Source organism: Dactylosporangium sp. NPDC049525 (assembly GCF_040676755.1).
Lineage (GTDB): Bacteria > Actinomycetota > Actinomycetes > Mycobacteriales > Micromonosporaceae > Dactylosporangium.
In genome coordinates this window covers 65,663-86,234 of record NZ_JBFAPO010000050.1, presented here as the reverse complement: position 1 = coordinate 86,234, position 20,572 = coordinate 65,663, and the positions used below count along the sequence as shown (strand labels likewise).

The 20,572-nt window shown below is 72.6% G+C and carries 18 protein-coding genes; 5 read left to right on the top strand and 13 right to left on the bottom strand.

All coding sequences use genetic code 11. The features are described from left to right. Positions 1-403 precede the first annotated feature (403 nt). From AB0K00_RS43915 to AB0K00_RS43900, 4 genes are all read right to left on the bottom strand, one after another. Complete coding sequence (locus AB0K00_RS43915; RefSeq protein WP_363534332.1) at positions 404-1,510, bottom strand: peptidoglycan DD-metalloendopeptidase family protein; 1,107 nt, start codon at positions 1,508-1,510, stop codon at positions 404-406. Between the two features lie 125 nt (positions 1,511-1,635). Further along, a complete protein-coding gene (locus tag AB0K00_RS43910; protein ID WP_363534329.1) occupies positions 1,636-3,705 on the bottom strand; it encodes a 3-hydroxyacyl-CoA dehydrogenase NAD-binding domain-containing protein in 2,070 nt (689 codons plus the stop codon). Next, on the bottom strand, positions 3,702-4,895 hold the full coding sequence (locus AB0K00_RS43905) for a thiolase family protein (RefSeq protein ID WP_363534326.1): 1,194 nt from the start codon (positions 4,893-4,895) through the stop codon (positions 3,702-3,704). The genes AB0K00_RS43910 and AB0K00_RS43905 overlap by 4 nt, the downstream gene beginning before the upstream one ends. Before the next feature lie 87 nt (positions 4,896-4,982). After that, positions 4,983-6,260: an HRDC domain-containing protein gene (locus AB0K00_RS43900; RefSeq protein WP_363534323.1), complete on the bottom strand. Its 1,278-nt coding sequence runs from the start codon at positions 6,258-6,260 to the stop codon at positions 4,983-4,985. A 425-nt stretch (positions 6,261-6,685) separates the two neighbouring features. Here AB0K00_RS43900 and AB0K00_RS43895 point away from each other — a divergent pair, with 425 nt between their 5' ends. Beyond that, on the top strand, positions 6,686-7,663 hold the full coding sequence (locus AB0K00_RS43895) for a trypsin-like peptidase domain-containing protein (RefSeq protein WP_363534320.1): 978 nt from the start codon (positions 6,686-6,688) through the stop codon (positions 7,661-7,663). Between the two features lie 99 nt (positions 7,664-7,762). Continuing rightward, positions 7,763-8,587 carry a hypothetical protein gene (locus AB0K00_RS43890; protein WP_363534317.1) on the top strand — a complete coding sequence of 275 codons (825 nt, stop codon included), beginning with the start codon at positions 7,763-7,765 and terminating at the stop codon, positions 8,585-8,587. 43 nt (positions 8,588-8,630) lie between these two features. On the opposite strand, the gene AB0K00_RS43885 is transcribed toward AB0K00_RS43890, so the two are convergent. Next, complete coding sequence (locus AB0K00_RS43885) at positions 8,631-9,179, bottom strand: DUF3000 domain-containing protein (protein ID WP_363534314.1); 549 nt, start codon at positions 9,177-9,179, stop codon at positions 8,631-8,633. Between the two features lie 80 nt (positions 9,180-9,259). Here AB0K00_RS43885 and hemE point away from each other — a divergent pair, with 80 nt between their 5' ends. After that, positions 9,260-10,273, top strand: a complete 1,014-nt coding sequence (gene hemE, locus AB0K00_RS43880; protein WP_363534311.1) for a uroporphyrinogen decarboxylase — start codon at positions 9,260-9,262, stop codon at positions 10,271-10,273. Between the two features lie 51 nt (positions 10,274-10,324). On the opposite strand, the gene AB0K00_RS43875 is transcribed toward hemE, so the two are convergent. Next, positions 10,325-11,497 (bottom strand): HEAT repeat domain-containing protein, encoded by a 1,173-nt coding sequence (locus tag AB0K00_RS43875; protein ID WP_363534308.1) that lies wholly within the window; start codon positions 11,495-11,497, stop codon positions 10,325-10,327. Positions 11,498-11,625: 128 nt separating this feature from the next. Further along, positions 11,626-12,381, bottom strand: a complete 756-nt coding sequence (locus AB0K00_RS43870; RefSeq protein ID WP_363534305.1) for an SDR family oxidoreductase — start codon at positions 12,379-12,381, stop codon at positions 11,626-11,628. A gap of 22 nt (positions 12,382-12,403) precedes the next feature. Between AB0K00_RS43870 and hemG the strand changes: the two genes are divergently transcribed. Both hemG and hemQ read left to right on the top strand, forming a co-directional pair. Next, positions 12,404-13,762: a protoporphyrinogen oxidase gene (gene hemG, locus AB0K00_RS43865; RefSeq protein ID WP_363534302.1), complete on the top strand. Its 1,359-nt coding sequence runs from the start codon at positions 12,404-12,406 to the stop codon at positions 13,760-13,762. Between the two features lie 4 nt (positions 13,763-13,766). Continuing rightward, positions 13,767-14,465 carry a hydrogen peroxide-dependent heme synthase gene (hemQ, locus tag AB0K00_RS43860; protein ID WP_363534299.1) on the top strand — a complete coding sequence of 233 codons (699 nt, stop codon included), beginning with the start codon at positions 13,767-13,769 and terminating at the stop codon, positions 14,463-14,465. A gap of 274 nt (positions 14,466-14,739) precedes the next feature. Here hemQ and AB0K00_RS43855 read toward each other — a convergent pair whose 3' ends face one another. The 6 genes from AB0K00_RS43855 to AB0K00_RS43830 are packed head-to-tail and all read right to left on the bottom strand — an operon-like array spanning position 14,740 to position 20,554. Then, a complete protein-coding gene (locus AB0K00_RS43855; protein WP_363534347.1) occupies positions 14,740-15,174 on the bottom strand; it encodes a GNAT family N-acetyltransferase in 435 nt (144 codons plus the stop codon). Positions 15,175-15,176: 2 nt separating this feature from the next. Further along, positions 15,177-16,547 (bottom strand): FAD-dependent oxidoreductase, encoded by a 1,371-nt coding sequence (locus tag AB0K00_RS43850; protein WP_363534296.1) that lies wholly within the window; start codon positions 16,545-16,547, stop codon positions 15,177-15,179. 8 nt (positions 16,548-16,555) lie between these two features. Next, the gene (locus AB0K00_RS43845; RefSeq protein WP_363534293.1) at positions 16,556-17,629 is read right to left on the bottom strand and encodes a hypothetical protein; all 1,074 of its coding nucleotides are present in this window, start codon (positions 17,627-17,629) and stop codon (positions 16,556-16,558) included. 53 nt (positions 17,630-17,682) lie between these two features. Continuing rightward, positions 17,683-18,147 (bottom strand): GNAT family N-acetyltransferase, encoded by a 465-nt coding sequence (locus AB0K00_RS43840; RefSeq protein WP_363534290.1) that lies wholly within the window; start codon positions 18,145-18,147, stop codon positions 17,683-17,685. A 5-nt stretch (positions 18,148-18,152) separates the two neighbouring features. Further along, complete coding sequence (dgt, locus tag AB0K00_RS43835) at positions 18,153-19,667, bottom strand: dGTP triphosphohydrolase (RefSeq protein WP_363534287.1); 1,515 nt, start codon at positions 19,665-19,667, stop codon at positions 18,153-18,155. Then, positions 19,664-20,554 carry a methyltransferase domain-containing protein gene (locus tag AB0K00_RS43830; protein WP_363534284.1) on the bottom strand — a complete coding sequence of 297 codons (891 nt, stop codon included), beginning with the start codon at positions 20,552-20,554 and terminating at the stop codon, positions 19,664-19,666. Before AB0K00_RS43830 ends, dgt begins: the two co-directional genes overlap by 4 nt. Positions 20,555-20,572 lie beyond the last annotated feature (18 nt).

Genomic DNA, 20,572 nt, shown 5'->3' with positions numbered 1-20,572 from the left:
TCGCCTGCCATTCGCGCGAGACGCGTAGGCAGGCCCGTCCACCCCTCCACGCGGAAGTGCGAAGGCCAGGGTGGCGGATGCGCCTGGTCGTCGCACTCCAGCAAGACAACCGCGCCGGGAGCATCACGTCGTTGTGACCGTCCTGGCGCGGGGATTTTTGGATGGGCCTGCCTCCGCGTCTCGCGCGAATGGCAGGCGAATTGGACGACAGACCTGGCGAGACGGAAACCTTGACCCGCGGTCTTCGGTTGCTGCGCGCATGCGCGTGTTTCGGCCGCGCGGAGCGCAGGGCGTGCGAGCGGTAGCGAGCATTGGGGGTGTGGGGTGAGAATCCCCCACTGCTCCTGGACGGCCGGAGGCCGCCGCGGAAGAAACAGCGGAAGAAACAGAAACAGCAACAGCCCTAGCCGATGGGGGCGCCGTGGGTGCGCATGAACGGCAGCGGGTCGACGGCGTTCTGGGGGTTGGTTGGGGGAGCGTTGATGTGGACCTCGAAGTGGAGGTGGGGGGCGGAGGAGTTGCCGGAGGTGCCGACGTAGCCGAGGATCTGGCCGGCCTTGACCTTCTGGCCTGGCTGGACGGTGGCCTTGCGGACCATGTGGCAGTAGAGGGTGGAGATGCCGCCCGCGTGCTGGAGCTTCACGTACCAGCCGCAGCCGCCGATCGACGCGCTGCCGGTCTCGTCGCAGCTGTGGCCGGCCTCGATGTTGCAGACGACTTCGACGACCGTGCCGGCGGAGGCGGCGTGGATGGGGGTGCCGGTGAAGGACATGATGTCGACGCCGATGTGGTTGGGGTTGCCCGCGGTGCGGAAGCCGGGGCGGGCCCTGAAGCCGGGCAGCGGGCTGGTCCAGGCGCCGTCGGCGGCGGGGGCGGCGGGTGCGGCCACCGGTTGGGTGGCGGCGGTGCACGGGGGTGGGGTCGCGGTGCGGCGCACGTACGCGTCGGACACGTAGGTGCCCTCGGGCAGGCGGTCCCACATGGGCGTGACGCGCTGGGAGCCGGCGACGTTCTCGCCGCGCTGCTGGCAGACCAGGGTCAGCGGGGTGCCGCTGGGCAGGGCGGCGATGAGGGCCGCGGTGTGCACGGGGCCGGTGCGGGCCTTCAGCGGGGTGCGGCCCGAGGCGACGGTGCCGGTGGTCGTCGTGACCGCGGCGGCGGCCGCGACGGCGGCGGGTGCGACCGGTGCGGCCGGGCCGCAGGCGGGGATCGGGGTGGCGGGGCGGCGGATCCAGGCGTCGGAGACGTAGGAGCCGTCGGTGAGCCGGTCCCACTGGTCCGTGACGCGGACCGGGCCCTGGTTGATCAGCTGGCCCTTGACCTGGCAGGCGATGGCGACGGAAGCGCCGTGCGGCAGGGTGCGCAGCTGAGTGGTCCACACGGCGCTGCCGGCCCGGACGTTCAGGGGGCGCTTGGGGGAGACGACCGTCGCGGTCTGGGATGCGTACGCGTCGACGGCCGGCGCGAACGAGGCCAGGAAAACCGCAGCGACGAGCAGGATTTTGCGCATGGTGCACCCCCGGGAACGACGTGAGCCGGTGCAGCCGGGGGGGACTGCGAGCGAACCCCGCCAACGCTAGGCGCCGGCGGGGTCCGCTGCCGATATTTACGAAATGTGCCCTCGAACGGGTGAACCTACGGGGCGTTGGCCACGCCCGGCGGGAGGAACCGTGCGCCGGTCACCTTCTCCGAGATGCCCTCGCGGTCCAGGTACGGCGTGACGCCGCCCAGGTGCATCGGCCAGCCCGCGCCGAGGATCATGCACAGGTCGATGTCGCGGGCGTCGGCGACGACACCTTCGTCCAGCATGAGCCGGATCTCGCGGGCCAGGGCGGCGGTCGCCTCGTCGCGCAGCTCCTCGGCGGTCGAGGGGGCGTCGCCGACCTGCAGCAGCGCGAGGACCTCGGGGTCGGGGTTGCCCTCGGCGTCGGTGAAGCCGCGCTTGCCGGCTGCCACGACCCGGCCCAGGTTGGCCGAAACGCCGAACCGGTCGGGGAACGCCGTGTGCAGCGTCTCCGCCACGTGGTGCGCGACCGCCGGGCCGACCATGGTGAGCAGCGCCATCGGCCGCATCGGCAGGCCCAGCGTGTCCAGGGCCGAGTCGGCGACGGCGATCGGGGTGCCGTTGTCGACGGCGGCAGTGACCACGCCGAGGAAGCGGGTCAGGAGCCGGTTGACCACGAACGCCGGGGCGTCCTTGACCAGCACCGAGGACTTCTTCAGGGCCTTGCCGACGGCGAACGCGGTGGCGAGGGTGGCGTCGTCGGTCTGGTCGGCGCGGACGATCTCCAGCAGCGGCATCATCGCGACCGGGTTGAAGAAGTGCAGCCCGACGACCCGCTCCGGGTGGGCGAGCCCGGCGGCCTGCTCGCTGACCGACAGCGAGGACGTGTTGGTCGCCAGGACGCAGTCGTCGCGGACGATCTTCTCGACCTCGGCCCAGACCTGCTTCTTGACGCCGAGGTCCTCGAACACGGCCTCCAGGACCAGGTCGGCGTCGGCGAACGCGGCCTTGTCGGCCGAGCCGCTGACCAGACCGCGAAGCTTCGCCGCCTTGCCCTCGTCGAGACGCTTCTTTGCCACGAGCTTTTCGATCTCGGCGTGGACGTAGCCGACGCCCTTGTCGACGCGGGCCTGGTCGAGGTCGGTGAGCACGACCGGCACCTCGAGCCGCCGCACGAACAGCAGCGCCAGCTGCGAGGCCATCAGGCCGGCGCCGACGATGCCGACCTTGTTGACGTCGCGGGCGAGGCCCTTGTCGGGTGCGCCGGCGGGCCGCTTCGCGCGGCGCTGGACCAGGTCGAACGCGTAGAGGCTGGCTCGGGCCTGGTCGCCCATGATGAGGTCGGCAAGGGCCTCGTCCTCCGCGGCGGTGCCGTCCTCGAACGTCGAGGACTTGGCCAGGGCCAGCAGGTCGAGGGCCTTGTTCGCCGAATTGACCGCACCATGGAGGCGCTCGTCGAGCTGGTGCCTGGCGAAGAACAGCACGCCGTCCCACATGTCCCGGTCGATCTCCGGGCGCACGACGGTGACGGTGCCGTCCACGACGCCCTCGGCCCACGCCAGGGACCGCTCCAGGTAGTCGGCCGGTTCGAAGATCTCGTCGGCGATGCCGAACTCGCGGGCCTGCGCCGGCTTGAGCGTCTTCTGGGTCAGCGGGTTCTGCAGGATCACCTGCGCCGCCGGGGCGATGCCGATGAGGTTCGGCAGCAGCTGGGTGCCGCCCCAGCCGGGCACGAGACCGATCGCGACCTCGGGCAGCGCGAGCGCCGCGGCACCCGAGGAGACCGTCCGGTAGTGGCAGTGCAGCGCCACTTCGAGCCCGCCACCCATCGCGGCACCGTTGATGAAGGCGAATGTCGGTACCGGCGAATCCTTGAACTTCTTGAACACCCGGTGTCCGAAACGGCCGAGTTCGACGGCCTGTTCCCGCTCGGTGAGCAGCGGCATGCCGGTGATGTCGGCGCCGACGCAGAAGATGTACGGCTTGCCGGTCAGGGCGATGAACTTCGGCGCGGCCGCGACGGCCTCGTCGATCGCCGCCTCCAGGCTCGCCAGCCCGGCGGGGCCGAACGAGTTGGGCTTGGTGTGATCGAAGCCGTTGTCGAGCGTGATGAGTGCCGCGCGCTCCCTGGACGGCAGGGTCACGAAGCGCAGCAGCGCCTTGGTCACGACCTCGTTCGGGTTGCTGATGGTCGTGCTCACTTGCCGCCCTCCCAGTTCGGGTTCTCCCAGATCACGGACGCGCCCATGCCGATGCCGACGCACATGGCGGTGAGGCCGTAGCGGACCTCGGGGTGCTCGGCGAACTGCCGCGACAGCTGCGTCATGAGCCGCACGCCGGAGGACGCCAGGGGGTGTCCGACGGCGATCGCGCCGCCCCACGGGTTGACCCGCGGGTCGTCGTCGGCGATGCCGAAGTGGTCGAGGAACGCCAGGACCTGGACGGCGAACGCCTCGTTGAGCTCGAACAGGCCGATGTCCCCGATGGACAGTCCGGCCTGGCGCAGCGCCTTCTCGGTGGCCGGGACCGGGCCGTACCCCATGACCTCGGGCTCGACACCGACGAAGCCGAACGACACCAGCCGCATGCCGATGGGCAGCCCCAGCTCGTTCGCGACGTCCTCGGCGGCGAGGATCGCGGCGGTGGCGCCGTCGTTGAGGCCGGCGGCGTTGCCCGCGGTGACCTTGCCGTGCGGGCGGAACGGGGTCTTGAGCGTGGCGAGCTTCGGAAGGCTCGTCTCGCGGGGCGCCTCGTCGACCGTGGCCAGGCCCCAGCCCGTCTCGGGGTCGCGGGTCGCGACGCTGACCAGGTCGGGCTGCAGCTTGCCGGCCTGATACGCGGCTGCGGTCTTCACCTGCGAGGCGTAGCCGAACTTGTCGGCGCGCTCCTTGGTGATGCCGGGCAGCCGGTCGTGCAGGTTCTCCGCGGTGGAGCCCATGACGAGCGCCGACGGGTCGACCAGCTTCTCGGCGAGAATCCTCGGGTTGGGGTCGACGCCCTCGCCCATCGGGTGGCGGCCCATGTGCTCGACGCCGCCGGCGATCGCGACGTCATAGGCGCCGAAGGCGATCCCGCCGGCGACGTTGGTCACCGCGGTCAGGGCGCCGGCGCACATGCGGTCGATCGAGTAGCCCGGGACGGTTTTGGGCAGACCCGACAGCAGGGCGGCGGTGCGGCCGATGGTCAGGCCCTGGTCGCCGATCTGCGTGGTTGCCGCGATCGCGACCTCGTCGACCCGCTCCGGCGGCAGCTGCGGGTTGCGCCGCAGCAGCTCGCGGATACAGCGGATGACGAGGTCGTCGGCGCGGGTGTTGGCATACATCCCACCGGCCTTGCCGAACGGGGTGCGCACGCCGTCGACGAAGACGACGTCGCGGACGGGACGGGGCACGGGTGTCCTCCTAGCGACGAATTACCGGCCATGTTACTCGCCAGTAGGTCCGCTGCGCCTGTGGATCCGCCCACACCCCGTCCGCAGCTACTCCGCCGCCGGTACCTCCAGCGCCGCGGTGAGCCCCGGCGTCACCAGTGCGACCTGCCAGGGACGTGCGCCGTAGCCCGACAGCACCGCACCGACCGCCTCCTCGGTGAGCTCCTCGGGCGGGGACCAGGCCAGCCGCCGTACCGAATCCGGGGTGATCAGGTTCTCCGGGGGCACCCGGTTGGCGGTGGCCAGGGTGGTCACCAGCTCCCGGCTGCGCGCCAGGCGCCCGGCCGCGACCGGGTCCCGCTCGGCCCACCGGTGCGGCGGGGGAGGCCCGTCCGACGGCGGGGTGGTCGGCAGCTCCTTGTCCGGCAGTGCCCTGGCGTCGGACAGCGCGGTCAGCCACGTCGGCGCCAGCCGGCGCACCGACCGCCCGCCGAACCCGGCGAGGGCCAGCAGCGTCCGCTCATCCTTCGGGTCGGCCTCGGCGGCGGCGATGATGGCCGCGTCGGCGAGCACCCGGCCGGGGCTCGCGTCCCGGCGCGCGGCGATCTCGTCCCGGGCGTGCCACAGCGCGCGGACCCGGGCCAGCGCCCGGGCGCCCCGGACCCGGTGGATGCCCGACGTGCGGCGCCACGGGTCGGCGCGCACCCGGGGCGGGTCGCCGGCGGAGGCGACCAGCGCGGCGAACTCCTGCGCGGCCCACTCCGTCTTGTCCTGCTCGTGCAGCTCCTCGACCAGCCGGTCGCGCAGCTGCAGCAGCAGCTCGACGTCCAGGGCCGCGTAGGTGAGCCAGGAGGCCGGCAGCGGCCGCGTCGACCAGTCCGCGGCCGAGTGGTGCTTCTCGAGGGTGTAGCCCAGCAGCGACTCGGTCAGGGCGGCCAGGCCGACCCGCTCGAAGCCGCACAGCCGGGCCGCGAGCTCGGTGTCGAAGAGCCGGGTGGGGCGCAGCCCCAGCTCCGTGAGGCACGGCAGATCCTGACTGGCGGCGTGCAGGATCCATTCGGTGGGCGAGATCACCTCATCGAGCTCTGGCAGCTGTCCGAAGGGCAGGGGGTCGATCAGGACGGTGCCGGCACCGGCACGGCGCAGTTGCACGAGATACGCCCGATGCGTGTACCGGTAGCCGGAGGCGCGCTCGGCGTCCACGGCGACCGGACCACTGCCCTGGGCGAAGCGCTCGACGGCACGTGCGAGCTCCGCCCGGTCGATGATCGGCTCGGGCGTCCCGTCTCGGGGGGCGGTCAGCAGGACGGGCTCTGTCTTGTCGTCCGGTTTGTCCGGACTGTCTGGCTCCTCGTCCCGACGCCGCGCGGGGGGTTCGTCGGTCACCCGGACCACGGTACGTTGCGGCACCGGTACGCCGATGCAGCCGGGTCCGGCGCGTCGGTTTCTGGGGTGCCGCGGCCGGCAGTGGGTGGCCCGGGACACGTGGGTTCGGGACGGACAAAAAGCGGCCGTGCCGGTACGGTCGCGAGCACGACCGGAACTGGTACTTCCGGTTGTGTCCGTTGGTTGCCACGGAGGTCGCGGGGCTTGTGCGGGCGGTTTAGGGTGAGGCCGACTGCGATGCCGCACATCGACCGCGCCGCAGTGCAAACGGGTGGAATTGTGACAGGAAGGAAACGAGAAGCATGACGGCCGGGTATGACCCCTCCAACCCGGTGGCTTCCGGAACCCCCGATTCGTACGATCGTCCACGCCACGCGGACCGATCCGGCGACGACTCGGAGCGACTCGGTCCACTTCCTCCACGCATGACGTCCACTGGGTCGTTCCCGGCCGCCGGCGTGTCGCCCGCGGGAGGCCCGGCCACCGGCGCGTTCCCGGCCACGGGTTCCTTCCCCGCCACCGGTTCCCTCCCGGCCCAGCCAACGAGCGCCTGGCCCGTCTCCGTGCCCGCCGGCCCGCCGCCGCACAGCGCGCCCCCGCACCTCGGCCAGCACCCCGGCGGGGCCGTCCGGTCCGGCCGCGGCGGCCGGATCGCGCTGGTCCTGGTGCTGATCCTGCTGGTCGTCGTCGGCGTGCAGGCCGCGTTCATCGTCCGGCTCGAGTCCCGCCTGGACCGGGCCGACAAGGCCGCCAGCGCGGCGAAGCAGACCGACGAGACCCGGCTCAAGGCCCTCGAGGACCGCGCCGACAAGCTGGAGGCCAAGACCGGCGGCAACCTCGACGCCGCCGAGGTCGCCGCGAGCGTGCGCCCGAGCGTGTTCCGGGTCTCCACCAAGTACGCCACCGGCACGTCCTTCGCGCTCGGCAAGGCGGCCCCCGCGGGCGGCGGCACGAACCTCATCACGAACTACCACGTCGTGCAGGAGGCGTACGAGAAGGGCGAGCGCGACGTCAGCATCGAACGCACCGGCCAGCGCTTCCCGGCGAAGATCATCGAGGCCCACCCCGACAAGGACCTGGCCCTGCTGCACACCGACGAGGAGTTCACCCGGCTCGTCGCCGCGCCGCAGGTGCCGAAGGTCGGCGAGCCCGTGCTCGTCGTCGGCGCGCCGCTCGGCCTCGAGGACACCGTCACCACCGGCGTCGTCAGCGCGTTCCGCTCGCTCAGCGGCGAGGACCTGATGCAGTTCGACGCGGCGATCAACCCCGGCAACTCCGGCGGGCCCGTGTTCAACGCCAAGAAGGAGGTGGTCGGCGTCGCGACGCTCAAGGCACGAGAGGCCGAAGGCATCGGACTGGCCATCCCGATCTCAGTGGTCTGCCAGACGATCAGCATCTGCTGATCACCTCGACTTGCACCTCGTCGTCGCGTCCCGGTCGCGGCGGCCGTTCGACCCCCGCCCGGGGCGCTGCCCGGAGGGATCATCAGGAGGAAGAAAGAGATGACCTACCCCAATAACCCCCAGGGGAACCCGAACGAGGGCTACGCCTACCCGGACCCGAACGCGCCGCAGGGGGCCTACCCGCAGCAGCCCGCGCCGCAGAACCCGTACGGCGCCCCGGTGCCGCAGCAGCCCGCGCCCACCCACGACCAGGGCTACGGCCAGCCGCCCCAGCCCAACCCGTATGACCAGGGCACCTCGCAGCTGCCCGCCTACGGCGCCACGCAGCAGTACGGTGAGCAGCCGCCGGCGGCCTACAACCTGGAGCCGTCGGTGTCGGCGCCGCCGACCTCGCCGATGATGGCGAACCCGCCGATGTCGGCGCCGCCGATGTCCGGCCCGCCGGTCTCCTACGGCCCGGTCTCCGGCCCGCCCGGATACGCCCAGGGCGGCTACCAGACCCCCGGCCCGGCGCCGAAGAAGAGCATCGCGGTGCCGATCCTCGCCAGCCTGCTGGCCCTCGCGGTCATCGCCGCCGGCGTGTTCGTCGGGCTCTACGTCGACAAGAGCGGCAAGCTCGACAAGTCGGAGAAGCTCGCGTCGCAGCGCCAGGACAGCCTCACCGCGACCCAGGGCGACCTGGACAAGACCAAGGCCGACCTCAAGGCCAAGGCCGACGAGCTCACCAAGGCCCAGCAGGACCTGCGCGGCACCCAGGCCGACAGCACCGAGGCGAAGCGCCAGCGTGACGTCATCGGCACCTGCCTGAAGCTGCTGCTCGAGGCGCTCGACGCGTCCAGCAAGGGCGACAAGACCACCCTGCAGAACAAGCTCAACGAGATGGAAAAGCCGTGCAACGAGTCCGAGGTCCTGCTCGGAATCTGATCCCGGCCGGTGTGCCAGGGGCGGGCCTTCGGGCCCGCCCTTTTCAGTGCAGGGCCGTGACGCCCGGCGGGGGCAGGCCCGCCGTGGAGGCGAGCAGCGCGCACCAGGCGTGCACGTGGGCCTGCATGTCGTCGTCGGTCGGCGTCCACGACGCCCGGATCTCCAGGTCGGCCGCGGTCGGCGGGCCGGCCAGGTCACCGAAGCGCGTCGACAGCGTCTGCGTGACCGTCCCGCCGATCGCCGTGTACGCGGCGCCGTGACTTTCCAGGGCGTCCGTCAGCCAGCTCCAGCCGACCCCGGGCAGCATCGGGTCCGCGGCGAGCTCGGCCTCCAGCTCCGCCGTCACATAGGTGACGAGGCGCATCGTGCCGTCCCACGCGTCATGGCCGGCCGGGTCGTGCAGCAGGATCAGCCGTCCCGTCGCGACCTCGTCGCCGTTGCGCAGCACCGTGCCGCTCATCGCGTGGGCGAACGGCGCGAGCCGCTGCGGCGCGGGCATCTCCTCGAGCTCGATCTCGGGTCGCGCCGTGACCGCGCGCAGGTCCTCCACCGCCCGGGTGAACGTCGGGGGAGTCGCGGTCGATGGCGCCATACCGGAAGAGTAAGGCGCAAACCGACGCAGGGGGTGCCGCCGCGCCGCCGTTGCGCACGCAGTGAAACGATGACTTCGCTATGACTGACAATTTGCTTCTGCGTGCCGCCCGCGGCCAGGCGGTGCCGCACCCGCCGGTCTGGTTCATGCGCCAGGCGGGCCGGTCCCTGCCCGAATACCGCGCGCTGCGGGCCGGCATCGGCATGCTCGAGTCGTGCCGCCGGCCCGACCTGGTCTGCGAGATCACCCTCCAGCCGGTCCGCCGCCACGAGGTCGACGCGGCGATCCTGTTCAGCGACATCGTCGTGCCGCTGCAGGCCGCCGGGGTTGACCTGGACATCGTCGCCGGCACCGGCCCGGTCGTGGCCGCGCCGGTCGCCACCATGGCCGACGTCGACGCCCTGCCCGGGCTCACCCCGGACGCCGTCGGGTTCGTCGCCGACGCGATCCGGCTCCTGCTCGCCGAGCTGGGCCCGACCGCGCTCATCGGCTTCGCCGGGGCGCCGTTCACCCTGGCCAGCTACCTCGTCGAGGGTGGGCCGTCACGGCACCACGTGAAGACGAAGGCGCTCATGTACGGCGCACCCGACGTCTGGCACGCCCTGTGCGCGAAGCTCGCCGAGATCACGCTGACGTTCCTGCGGGTGCAGGCCGACGCCGGGGTCCACGCGGTGCAGCTGTTCGACTCGTGGGCCGGGGCACTGTCCGAGGCGGACTACCGGCGCTACGTCCTGCCGCACTCGCGCCGGGTCCTGTCCGGTCTGGACGACACGGGACTACCGAAGATCCATTTCGGCGTCGGTACCGGCGAGCTCCTGCCCGCCATGGCCGAGGCCGGCGCCGACGTCGTGGGCGTCGACTGGCGCACGCCGCTGGACGTGGCCGCGGGGCGCGTGCCCGGCAAGGTCCTGCAGGGCAACCTCGACCCGTGCGTGCTGTTCGCGCCGTGGGAGGTCGTGGAGACCGAGGTCCGACGGGTGGTCGCCGAGGGCCGCAAGGCGCCCGGGCACATCTTCAACCTCGGTCACGGTGTCATGCCCGAGACCGACCCTGACGTGCTGACCAGGGTCGTCTCGTTGGTGCACTCGCTCTAGTAGGTGGGCCCCGGCTAGTAGGTGGGCCCCGGCTAGTAGGTGGGGCTCCAGCTAGTAGGTGGGGCTCCAGCGCCACCAGCCGTGGTCGCCGGCGAGCTGCGCCAGTCGCGAGCCGAGCATCAGCGACGTCGCCCGGGGCTCGCCGGCGAGGCGGGCGTGCACCTGCTCGGCGATCTCCGGCGCCCGGTACTCGGCGTGCTCCAGCAGTTGCAGCGTCACCGTCCACCAGTAGCGGTCGTCGTCGCTCGCGTGCGGCGCGCCGCCGGTGAACCACTCCGCCAGCCCGTCGAGCAGGTCGTCGCCGACCCCGTCGGGGTCCGTCAGCCGCAGCGCCGCGCAGACCCGCGCGACCACGTCGTCGTCCCAGCCCGACAGGTGCCCGCGCACCAGCGTGTGCAGCGACGGGTGCCCGAGCGCTCCGGCCGCGTCGATCTCCAGCGAGAACACGTTGTCGCGGGCCAGCCGCTCCTGCAGCACCGGCAGGATCCGCTCGTCGCGCCGCCGGGCCAGGCCGAGCAGTGCCTCGCACCGGGTGTCGTCGTGCGGGTCGTCCAGGCGCACGACCAGCGCGTCGCGCAGCATCGGCGCGTCGACCTCGGACAGTTGGGTGCCGAGCGCGAAACACGCCCAGTCCCGCACGTCGTCGTCCGGGTCGTTGCTCAGGACCAGCAACGCCCGCACCGTGTCGTCCGGCGTCGCCTCGCCCAGCACGCTCGGCAGCGCCTGCGCGACCGCGCGCCGGACCCGCGCGTCGAAGTGACGGATCAGCGGCAGCAGCAGCGGCAGCGCCTCGTCGTCGTAACACCAGGCGACGGCGTCGGCGAGCTCGGCCGGTGACGTCGTGGTGTCGGCCAGCAGCGCTGAGATCGTCCGCGCCGTCGGCTCCACGTCGTCGACCGGCGCGGCACGGGCCGCGGCCGCCGCCGCAGCGGCCGCCGCAGCCGCCGCCGGGTCGGCGAGGTCGGCCAGGTCGGCGATGACGTCGGCGAGCGGGTCCGCCCCGTAGGCGTCCCCTTCCTGTCCGGCGCCCGTCTGCCCGCCCATCTGCCCGCCTGCCTGTCCGGCGCCGATCTGCCAGGGATCCGTCGTCCAGGGCTCGGCGCTCCACGGTTCAACACTGCGTGAATCGGCGGTCCACGGCGCGTGACCGCCGCCGGCGCCCTGATCCAGCGCGCGGTCGCTCGGCTCGTCCGGTGACGGTCGGGAGGACGCGAGGTCGCTCATCCGAGAGAGTGTGCTCGCCTCCGGCGAGATGTTCCAGAGGGGTTCGCCCCACAGATGGACATCCCCCTGGTCAGATTCGCCCGACCCGACGACATATCGACGCACTTCGGATGTACGCGGGCCACCCTTCAGCGTCCCCGGCTGTCCAGGCGCAGCGACTGCCACGACCCGTCGGCCGCCCATCCGCCGTCCACGGAGAGTGCCGCGCCGTTGATGAAACCGGACCGCTCCGGGTCGGCGAGGAACGCCACCGCGCGGGCGATGTCCTCCGGCTGCGCGAACCGCGCCATCGGCACGTGCTCGGTGATGTCGGTGTCCGCGTACGCGCCGGACGCCTGCGACGCGTCGTCCATCTCCGTCTTCACCCAGCCGGGGCAGACCGCGTTGACCCGGACGCCGCGACCGCCCCACTCGACGGCCAGGGTGCGGGTCATGCCGATCAGCCCGTGCTTGCTGGCGTTGTACGCCACCCGGTCCGCGACCCCCAGCAACCCCGCCACCGAGGCGATGTTGACGATCGAACCGGTGCCACGGACCAGCATCCGCCGCCCGAACGCCCGGCACAGCAGGAACGGCCCGGTGAGGTTCACCTCCAGGACGCGCCGCCACTGCGCCGCGTCGGTGTCCTCCGCGGGCGCGATCGAGGCGATGCCGGCGTTGTTCACGAGGACGTCGCAGCCGCCGTACACGGCCTCGACCTCGCTCACGAACCGCGCGACGTCCCCCTCGTCGGAGACGTCGCCGACGAACATCAGCCCGTCCAGGTCGACCGGCCTGGTGTCGATGACGGCCAGCTGATATCCCTCGGCCGCCAGCAACTCGGCGGTCTTGCGGCCGATGCCCTGCGCCGCGCCGGTGACGACGGCCACTCGCGTTTCTGTCATATGGCGACCATAGACTCGGGATATGGCTGGAGGCGGGCGGCGACGGGTCGTGGTCATCGGCGGCGGCATCGCCGGTCTCGCCGCGGCGCACCGGTTGTACGAGCGCGCCCCGCAGCTCGACGTGGTGCTGTTCGACCAGGGCGACCGTCCCGGCGGCAAGCTGCGCACCGTCGAGCTGGCCGGCGGCCCGGTCGAGCGGGGCGCCGAGTCGTTCCTGTCCGGCGACCCGGCCGGCGGGCCGAGCGCCGCCGTGCGGCTGGCGGAGCAGGTCGGCCTCGGCGACGCGATCGTGCACCCCGCCACCGCGAAGGCCGCGGTCGCGGTCGGCGGCGGCCTGCACGACCTGCCGCCCGGCACCCTCATGGGCATCCCCGTCGAGACGGACCCGGCCGAGCGCCCGTCCGGTGAGCCGCTGCTGCGCCCCGGTGAGGACGTGACCGTCGGTGCGCTGGTCCGGCCGCGGCGCGGCGACCTCGTCGTCGACCGGTTCGTGGAGCCGCTCCTCGGCGGCGTCTATGCGGGCCGCGCCGACCGGCTCTCGCTGCGCATGGCGCTGCCCGCGCTCGCCGACGCGGCCGAGCGGTCCGACACCCTCACCGGCGCCGTCCGGTCGGCCCTGGCCGCGCGGCGCAACACGCCGGGCGCGCCCGTGTTCAGCACCGTCCTGGGCGGCATGAGCCGGCTCGTCGACGCGCTCGCCGCGACCCTGCCCGACGTCCGGCTCGGCCTGCCCGTGCGGGAGCTGCACCGGCACGGCACCGGCTGGCGTCTCACCGTCGGCTCGACCCGCGACGCGTCCACAGTGGACGCCGACGGCGTCGTCCTCGCCGTGCCCGCCACCCCCGCCGCCCGTCTGCTGTCCACAGTGGACGGCGTGACGGGCGTGCCGCTCGACTATGCCAGCGTCGCCCTCGTCGGGCTGGCGCTGCCGGCCACCAAGCTGCCGGAGCTGTCGGGGTTCCTGGTCCCGGCGACGGAAGGGTTCGCGGTCAAGGCCGTCACGTTCTTCGACCAGAAGTGGGCGCACCTGCGCCGCCCCGGGCTCACCGTCGTGCGCGCCTCCGTCGGCCGCGCCGGCGACGAGCAGCAGCTGCAGCGCACCGACGCCGACCTGCTCGGCCTGGTCCGCGACGAGGTGGCCCGGCTCCTCGGCGTCGACCGCCTGCCCGACCCCGTCGACGCCGCCGTGTTCCGCTGGGGCGGCGGCCTCCCGCAATACGAGCCGCACCACCGCGACCGCGTCGCCGCGCTGCGCGCCGCTCTCACCGCCCACCCGGCGATCACGGTCGCCGGCGCCGCCTATGACGGGGTCGGGATCCCGGCCTGCGTCACGTCTGGGTGGGCCGCCGCCGACACGCTGCTCGAGGCCCTGGAAGGATAGCGACATGACCAGCAACGCCGCGCGCATCCGCGAGCTGAACGACTCGATCCGCTACACGATGTGGTCGGTGTTCCAGGCGACGGGCCCGCTCGACCCCGCGACCCGCGACGAGACCGCGGCCGAGGCGACCGCGTTCCTCGCCGACCTGGCCGCGAAGGACGTCGTGGTCCGCGGCACCTATGACGTCGCCGGCCTCCGCGCCGACGCCGACCTCATGATCTGGTGGCACGCCGCGAGCGCCGAGGCCCTCCAGGAGGCGTATGCGGCACTGCGCCGCACCGCCCTCGGCGCCCACCTGCGGCCCGTCTGGTCGCAGATGGCCCTGCACCGGCCCGCCGAGTTCAACAAGAGCCACATCCCGGCGTTCCTGGCCGACGAGGAGGCCCGCGCCTGGGTCTGCGTCTACCCGTTCGTCCGCTCCTACGAGTGGTATCTGCTGCCCGACGAGGAGCGCCGCGCCATGCTCGCCGAGCACGGCAAGATGGCCCGCGGCTATGCCGACGTGCGCGCCAACACGGTGGCGAGCTTCGCCCTCGGCGACTACGAGTGGATGCTGGCCTTCGAGGCCGACGAGCTGCACCGGATCGTGGACCTGATGCGGGAGCTGCGGGCGTCGACCGCGCGTCGCCACGTCCGCGAGGAGATCCCGTTCTACACGGGGCGCCGCCGCGACATCGCCGACCTGATCGCCAACCTTCCGTAGGCGGCGCCACCCCGCCGCCGGCCAACGCTGGCAGCCAGGGAGGGTGCTGCGGAGTGGGGCCGCACAGCGCTGCGCAGGCCCGACTCGTGATCGGTTGTGCGCCGTCGAAAGTGTGTAGCGCAAGGGGCGCCCAGCGGCCCGCGCGGTTGCACACTTCTCGAACGCCGCACGCGCGCCCGGCGGATCTCCCACAACCCGGTGGATCCCTGTCCCTCGGCGACCAGCAATCAACCGGGTTGTCTGGTCGTGCGCCGAGCGCGTGCAGCGCGGGCCGTCAGAGCACGGCGGGCCGGTGCATCGGCACGTGCTCGATGCCGTCGTCGAGGAACGTCGGCCCGGACGTCGCGAAGCCGAACCGTTCGTACACGCGGATGGCCGTCGTCTGCGCGTTCAGGCTCGCGGCGCGTGGCCCGATGATGGCGACGGCCTCGGCGAGCAGGCGGGCGGCCAGGCCCTGGCCGCGGTGGGCGTGGTCGGTCACGACGCGGCCGATGCGGGCGGTGCCGTCAGGCTCGGTGAGGACGCGCAGGTAGGCGGTCACGGTCCCGGACGGGTCGGTCAGCCAGACGTGGACGGTGTCCGGTTCGGTGTCGCGGCCGTCCAGGTCGGGGTAGACGCACTGCTGTTCGACGACGAAGACGTCGCTGCGGAGGCGGAGCAGGGCGTACAGGGTGAAGACGTCCAAGGCGGCGAACGGCGCGCTGTGCATGATCACGGCTTGAGCGTAGCCAGTTGCTCGGCGGCCTTGCGGGCGGCGATGAGGACGGGGTCCCAGACGGGGGCGAACGGGGGAGCGTAGGACAGGTCCAGGCCGGTCATCTCCTCGACGGTCATGCCGTGCCAGAGGGCGACGGCGAGGGCGTCGATGCGTTTCGCCGCGCCTTCCTGGCCGACGATCTGGGCGCCGAGCAGGCGGCCGGTGGTGCGCTCCGCGATGATCTTCGTGGTGATGGGGAGGGCGCCGGGGTAGTAGCCGGCGCGGGTGGTGGACTCGGTGACCGTGGAGAACGTGGCGAAGCCGGCGGCGTGGGCCTCGGCGGTGGTCAGGCCGGTGCGGGCGACCTCGTACGCGCAGATCTTGGACACGGCGGTGCCGACGACGCCGGGGAAGGTGGCGTAGCCGCCGCCGATGTTGATGCCGGCGGCGCGGCCCTGTTTGTTGGCGTGGGTGCCGAGGGCGATGGCGGCGGGGCGCTGCGAGATCAGGTGGAAGACCTCGACGCAGTCGCCGGCGGCCCAGATGCCCTCGGCGGAGGTGCGCAGCCGGCGGTCGACGGTGATGCCGCCGGTCGTGCCGACGGCGATGCCCGCGGCGGCGGCGAGCGCGCTGTTGGGGCGGGTGCCGAGGCCGAGGATGACGACGTCCGCGGGCAGGGTTTCGCCAGCGGTGCGGACGCCGCTGACCCGGCCGTCGACGACGTCGAATCCCTGCAGTGCGCAGGACAGCCGCAGGTCGACGCCGAGGCCGCGCAGCGCGTCGGCGACGAGGGCGGCCATGTCGGGGTCCAGGGTGCGCATCGGCTGATCGGCGGCGTCGATGAGCGCGACCTCCAGGCCGCGGGTGATCATCGCCTCGGCCATCTCCAGGCCGATGTAGCCGGCGCCGACGACGACCGCCCGGCGCAGGTCGTGCTCGTCGAGGTCGGCGAGGATCCGGATGCCGTCCTCGAGGGTCTGCACGCCGTGGATGCCGGCGGCGTCGGCGCCGGGCACGTCGGGGCGGGCCGGGGTCCCGCCGGTGGCGATGACGAGCTGGTCGAAGGGTTCGGCATAGGTGTCGGCACCGGCGCGGACGGTGACCTCGCGGCGGTCGACGGAGATCGCGACGACCTCGCTGCCGAGCCGCAGGTCGATGTCGAGCTTGCGGAACTCGGCGGGTGTGCGGGCGACGAGGTCGTCGGGGCTGCCGACGTCGCCGGCGACGAGATAGGGGATGCCGCACGCCGAGTACGACACGTGCTGCCCCTTCTCGAACGCCACGATCCGCAGGTCGCCGACGGGTCGGCGGCGGCGGGCCTGCGATGCGGCGCTCATGCCGGCGGCGTCACCGCCGATCACCACCAACCGCTCAGGAGAAGTCACCCGATCATTTAATCGTGTTTATCGGGCGGGGGGATGGCGGCGCCGGTGTCATCCCAGACGTTTCCCGAACTGGCACTCAGGGTGCTCTGCGTACTGATGAGGATCGGGCAGACGAACATGCTGTGCCGGCCGAAGCGGTTGTTCACCACGGCGATGCCGGTCATCGGGGTGGGGCCGCCGCCGCGGTGGGCGAAGTTGAGCACGCAGTGGCCGCCGTCGAGCCAGTTGTTCTCGACCCGGATGTCGCCGCTCGCGCCACCCTCCTGGGTGACCTGGTAGGCGGCGTTGGCGTCGGCGCCCGGGTACAGCACGTTGTGCCGCAGCGTGATCCGGCGTTTGCCGCGGGTGTCGACGGCGTCGTTGATGGTCTCGCCGCCGCCGGGGGCGCCGGTGCGGTAGTAGGTCAGGTCGTGGATCCAGGAGTCCTGCACGATCACGTCGTTGCCGGCCTTGACGCCGTCGACGGTGCCGTGGATGTTGACCCGGGACAGGGTCGTCGCGGCGGCCCAGACGCCATCGAGGCACGCGTTGGGGTTGGCGGGGGCGATCTCGACGTCCTCGATGACGGCGCTGCCCTCGACCTGGATGACCGCGGCCGAGCAGCGGGCCGCCCCGCCCCGCACGATCGAGTTGCGCAGCGTCACGTTCTTGCCGGTGATGCGGACATAGCCCCGGATGTCGGCGTTGGCCACGACGGCGTTGTCGGTGGACAGCGTCTGGTCGCCATCCAGCACCGTCAACGTGGTCCCGGCGATGACGCCCGTGTTGCCGGCGGCGGGCTTCCCACCGCTGCGGGACACGACCCGGGGCGGCGCCGACGGCGACGGGCTGGCCGAGGCGGACACCGACGGCGACGGAGAGCGGGAGGCGGACGTGGACGCGGCGCCGGGCAGGCCCGCCATCTCCGCGGACCGGCGCTGCTCGGGTGTCAGGCCGTCCGCGGACGTCCGCCGGGACGGCTGGGTCAACGGGTATACGAGGATCGCGGTCAGTGCCACCGTGGCGACGCCGGCAACCGCGACGCCGATCGGCCCCCAGTGAATGCGGCGAGCAGTCGCCGGAAGATCACTCTCGGTGGTCACTGCCCCTTTCTAGTGGTACAGGAGTGACGTCCGCAACCTATTGATGCACACGGTTATTCAAGTGTCTTCGACATCTGCTGCGAAGTCGTCTCGAACCCCAATGATTCGTACAGCTGCCGGGCGCCCGGGTTGTGGCCGAAGACGTTCAGGCCGAGCCGGGTGACGCCCCGGGCGCGCAGCTCGTCCTCGGCGGCGAGCATCAGCGCCCGGCCGTGCCCGCGGCGGCGGTGCGCCTCGTCGACCTGGATCTCGTAGATCCACGCCTGCGGCCGCTCGGGCGTCGGCAGCCCGATCCACAGGAACCCGACGACCTCGCCGTCCACCTCACCGGCGAACATCAGCTGCCCCTCGGTGGCCAGGCCGTCGGGCAGCAGCGTGGCGAACTGCTGGGCGACGCGCTCGGCGGCGTCCGCCGCGGTGCCGCGACCCGCGAGCACCTCGTCAGCGGCGTACTCAGCCTGCAACGCGGGGACGCGGCGGTCGTACTCGGACTGGGTCAGCGGTCGGATCGTGAGCATGCCGCTCACAATACGAAGGCGTCCGTCCACAGCTGCCGGGACCGCCCCGACAACGCGTCGAGGAGCCCGACCGCCTGCCCGTCGGTGAGCGCGGCGACGAAGTCCACGATCGCCCGGCCGCGGGCCATCGCCGTCATGTCGAACTCCTCGCCCGTGAGGCCGTAGTCGGCCGCGGTCAGGTCCTGGACCTCGGCGAACGCCATCTCGACCAGGTCGTGCAGCCGCCGCGGCAGCCGCGCCGCCTCGGCCGGGTCGACCAGCCACGCGTGCAGCGCCTCGACCAGCGCGCCCAGCAGCCGCGCCTGCCCCCGCTGGTGCAGCGCCAGGTCGGGCCGCTCCAGGACGAACCGGTGGTGCACGAACTTCAGCACCTGCACTTCGTGCCACTGCGCCGTGCCGAGCGCCACGTGGCCGGAGCGCATCGGCGGCTCCTCCCGCACGTGGATCGCGTCGATGAGCCGGCGGGTCCACCGCGCCGAGAACCGCGCGACGTTCTGCTCCGCCTCGACCGAGCCGTCGAACGGCGCCGCGAGCAGCCCGTCGACCAGCTCGTGGCGCACGTGCTCGACGGCCGACCAGAACGCGTCGTCGTCGCTGATCCAGCCGTCCTTGCGGAACAGGTCGCGGCGCAGCAGCTCCACCGACCGCCCCGGCCGGCGGGCGGAGTGCCGCAGCTCGGCGAGCTCCAGGCCGCGCAGCTCGGTCGCGTCGCGCTGCCACGCCATCAGCTCGGTCGCGACGGTGCCCTGCTGCAGCACCCCGACCCGGTGGAAGTCCTCGAGGTCGTGGATGGCGTAGGCGATGTCGTCGGCGGTGTCCATCACCGACGCCTCCGCGGTCTGCTGCCACTGCGCGAGCAGCCCGTCGAACGGCGCGCGGGCCTGGCGCAGGTCGGCAAGCTCCGTCACGTAGGCGCCGAACTTCACGGACCCGGCCGCGGGGTCCTCCGGGTCGACCCCGGCACCGCGCGGTGTCGGGTGCATCAGGTGTACGTGCGGCGAAGGGTAGGTCCGCCGGGTCCACGGATACTTCGCCATGGCCGCACGGACCGCGGCGGTGAGGTCCAGCCCGACGGTCGAGCCGCTGATCTCGGTGCTCGTCACGATCCGGTAGGACTGTGCGTTGCCCTCGAACCCGTCGGGGAGCCCGAGCCGCTGCCGGGCGAGCCGGTCCAGGACCCGCTCGCCGAGGTGACCGAACGGCGGGTGGCCGAGGTCGTGCGCGAGCGCCGCCGCCTCCACCACGTCGGCGTCGCAGCCGCCGAGCTTGTCCAGCAGCTCCTGCGTGCCGGAGGTGGGGGCGCACAGCCGCTCCACGATCCCGCGGGCGACGCTGGCCACCTTGAGGCTGTGGGTGAGCCGGTTGTGCACCAGCAGCCCGGACCCGCCGGGGCTGATCACCTGGGTGACGCCGCCGAGGCGGGCGAAGAACGGCGACGCGACGATCCGGTCGCGGTCGGCGCGGAACGGGTTGCCGGACAGGTCACCGTCGGTGCCGCCGAAGAGTCGCGCGTCCCTCATGAAGACTTGCGGACCTCGATGACGAAACCGCTCGCGGTCACCGCCGCGGCCGGGTGGTGCGCCAGCAGCAGGTCCAGCAGCTTCAAGGGGGAGAGGATCCAGGTGAGCGGCAGGATCGCCCGGTACAGCCGCATGCTGCCGAACGACAGCAGCATCGCCAGCCACTCCTGCAGGGTCCACAGCATGCCCGACGTGGGCCCGGCGCCGACCTTGACGCTGAGCACCTCGAACTGCGGGAACTGCTCGCGCAGGCCGACCTCCGTGTAGCGCTGGAAGTCATACGGCGAGGCGTGGAACGGCTGCATGAACGGCACGAAGACCAGCATCCGGCCGCCGGGGCGCAGCAGGCGGTGCATCTCGGCGATGTGCTCCGCCGGGTCCGGCACGTGCTCCAGCACGGCGATGCTGATTCCGCCGGCGAGGCTGCCCTCGGCGAGGGGCACGTTGCGCAGGTCGGTGACGATGTCGACGTTGGGATACGTGCCGCCGTCCATGCAGATGACCCGCTGGTCGCGGCGGTGGGTGCCGCAGCCGAAGTCGGCGACGAGGTCGCGGTCGAGGTCGAAGCTGCGCAGGAACGGCATGATCAGGTTGCGGTCCATGACCGGCGAGAGGACCTTGATCGCCGTCGGATACACCTTGTTGAACCGCTTCTTGACGAACTCCTTGATCCGGTTCAGCGCGTCGGCGGTGAGCTCCTCCGACTCGAACCCGCCGAACTTCAGCTGCCCGCCGCGCCGCCGCCCGGTGTGACCGCAGGCCGCGCAGGTGATCGTCTCGCCCCCGTCCAGCCGCAGCGGCGCGTGGCACGCGGGACACGCCAGGACCTCGGCCAGGCGGGCCTGACGGCCGGCCGCGGACGGCTCCATCGCGGGGGCGTCAGTCACAGTGTCGTTCATCATCCC

Bases quoted from the DNA above. Each gene is read 5' to 3' on its own strand.
- AB0K00_RS43915 (WP_363534332.1), bottom strand. From the start codon at position 1,510: ATGCGCAAAATCCTGCTCGTCGCTGCGGTTTTCCTGGCCTCGTTCGCG.
- AB0K00_RS43895 (WP_363534320.1), top strand. From the start codon at position 6,686: ATGACGTCCACTGGGTCGTTCCCGGCCGCCGGCGTGTCGCCCGCGGGA.
- AB0K00_RS43890 (WP_363534317.1), top strand. From the start codon at position 7,763: ATGACCTACCCCAATAACCCCCAGGGGAACCCGAACGAGGGCTACGCC.
- AB0K00_RS43885 (WP_363534314.1), bottom strand. From the start codon at position 9,179: ATGGCGCCATCGACCGCGACTCCCCCGACGTTCACCCGGGCGGTGGAG.
- hemE (WP_363534311.1), top strand. From the start codon at position 9,260: ATGACTGACAATTTGCTTCTGCGTGCCGCCCGCGGCCAGGCGGTGCCG.
- AB0K00_RS43875 (WP_363534308.1), bottom strand. From the start codon at position 11,497: ATGAGCGACCTCGCGTCCTCCCGACCGTCACCGGACGAGCCGAGCGAC.
- AB0K00_RS43870 (WP_363534305.1), bottom strand. From the start codon at position 12,381: ATGACAGAAACGCGAGTGGCCGTCGTCACCGGCGCGGCGCAGGGCATC.
- hemG (WP_363534302.1), top strand. From the start codon at position 12,404: ATGGCTGGAGGCGGGCGGCGACGGGTCGTGGTCATCGGCGGCGGCATC.
- hemQ (WP_363534299.1), top strand. From the start codon at position 13,767: ATGACCAGCAACGCCGCGCGCATCCGCGAGCTGAACGACTCGATCCGC.
- AB0K00_RS43855 (WP_363534347.1), bottom strand. From the start codon at position 15,174: ATGCACAGCGCGCCGTTCGCCGCCTTGGACGTCTTCACCCTGTACGCC.
- AB0K00_RS43840 (WP_363534290.1), bottom strand. From the start codon at position 18,147: ATGCTCACGATCCGACCGCTGACCCAGTCCGAGTACGACCGCCGCGTC.
- dgt (WP_363534287.1), bottom strand. From the start codon at position 19,667: ATGAGGGACGCGCGACTCTTCGGCGGCACCGACGGTGACCTGTCCGGC.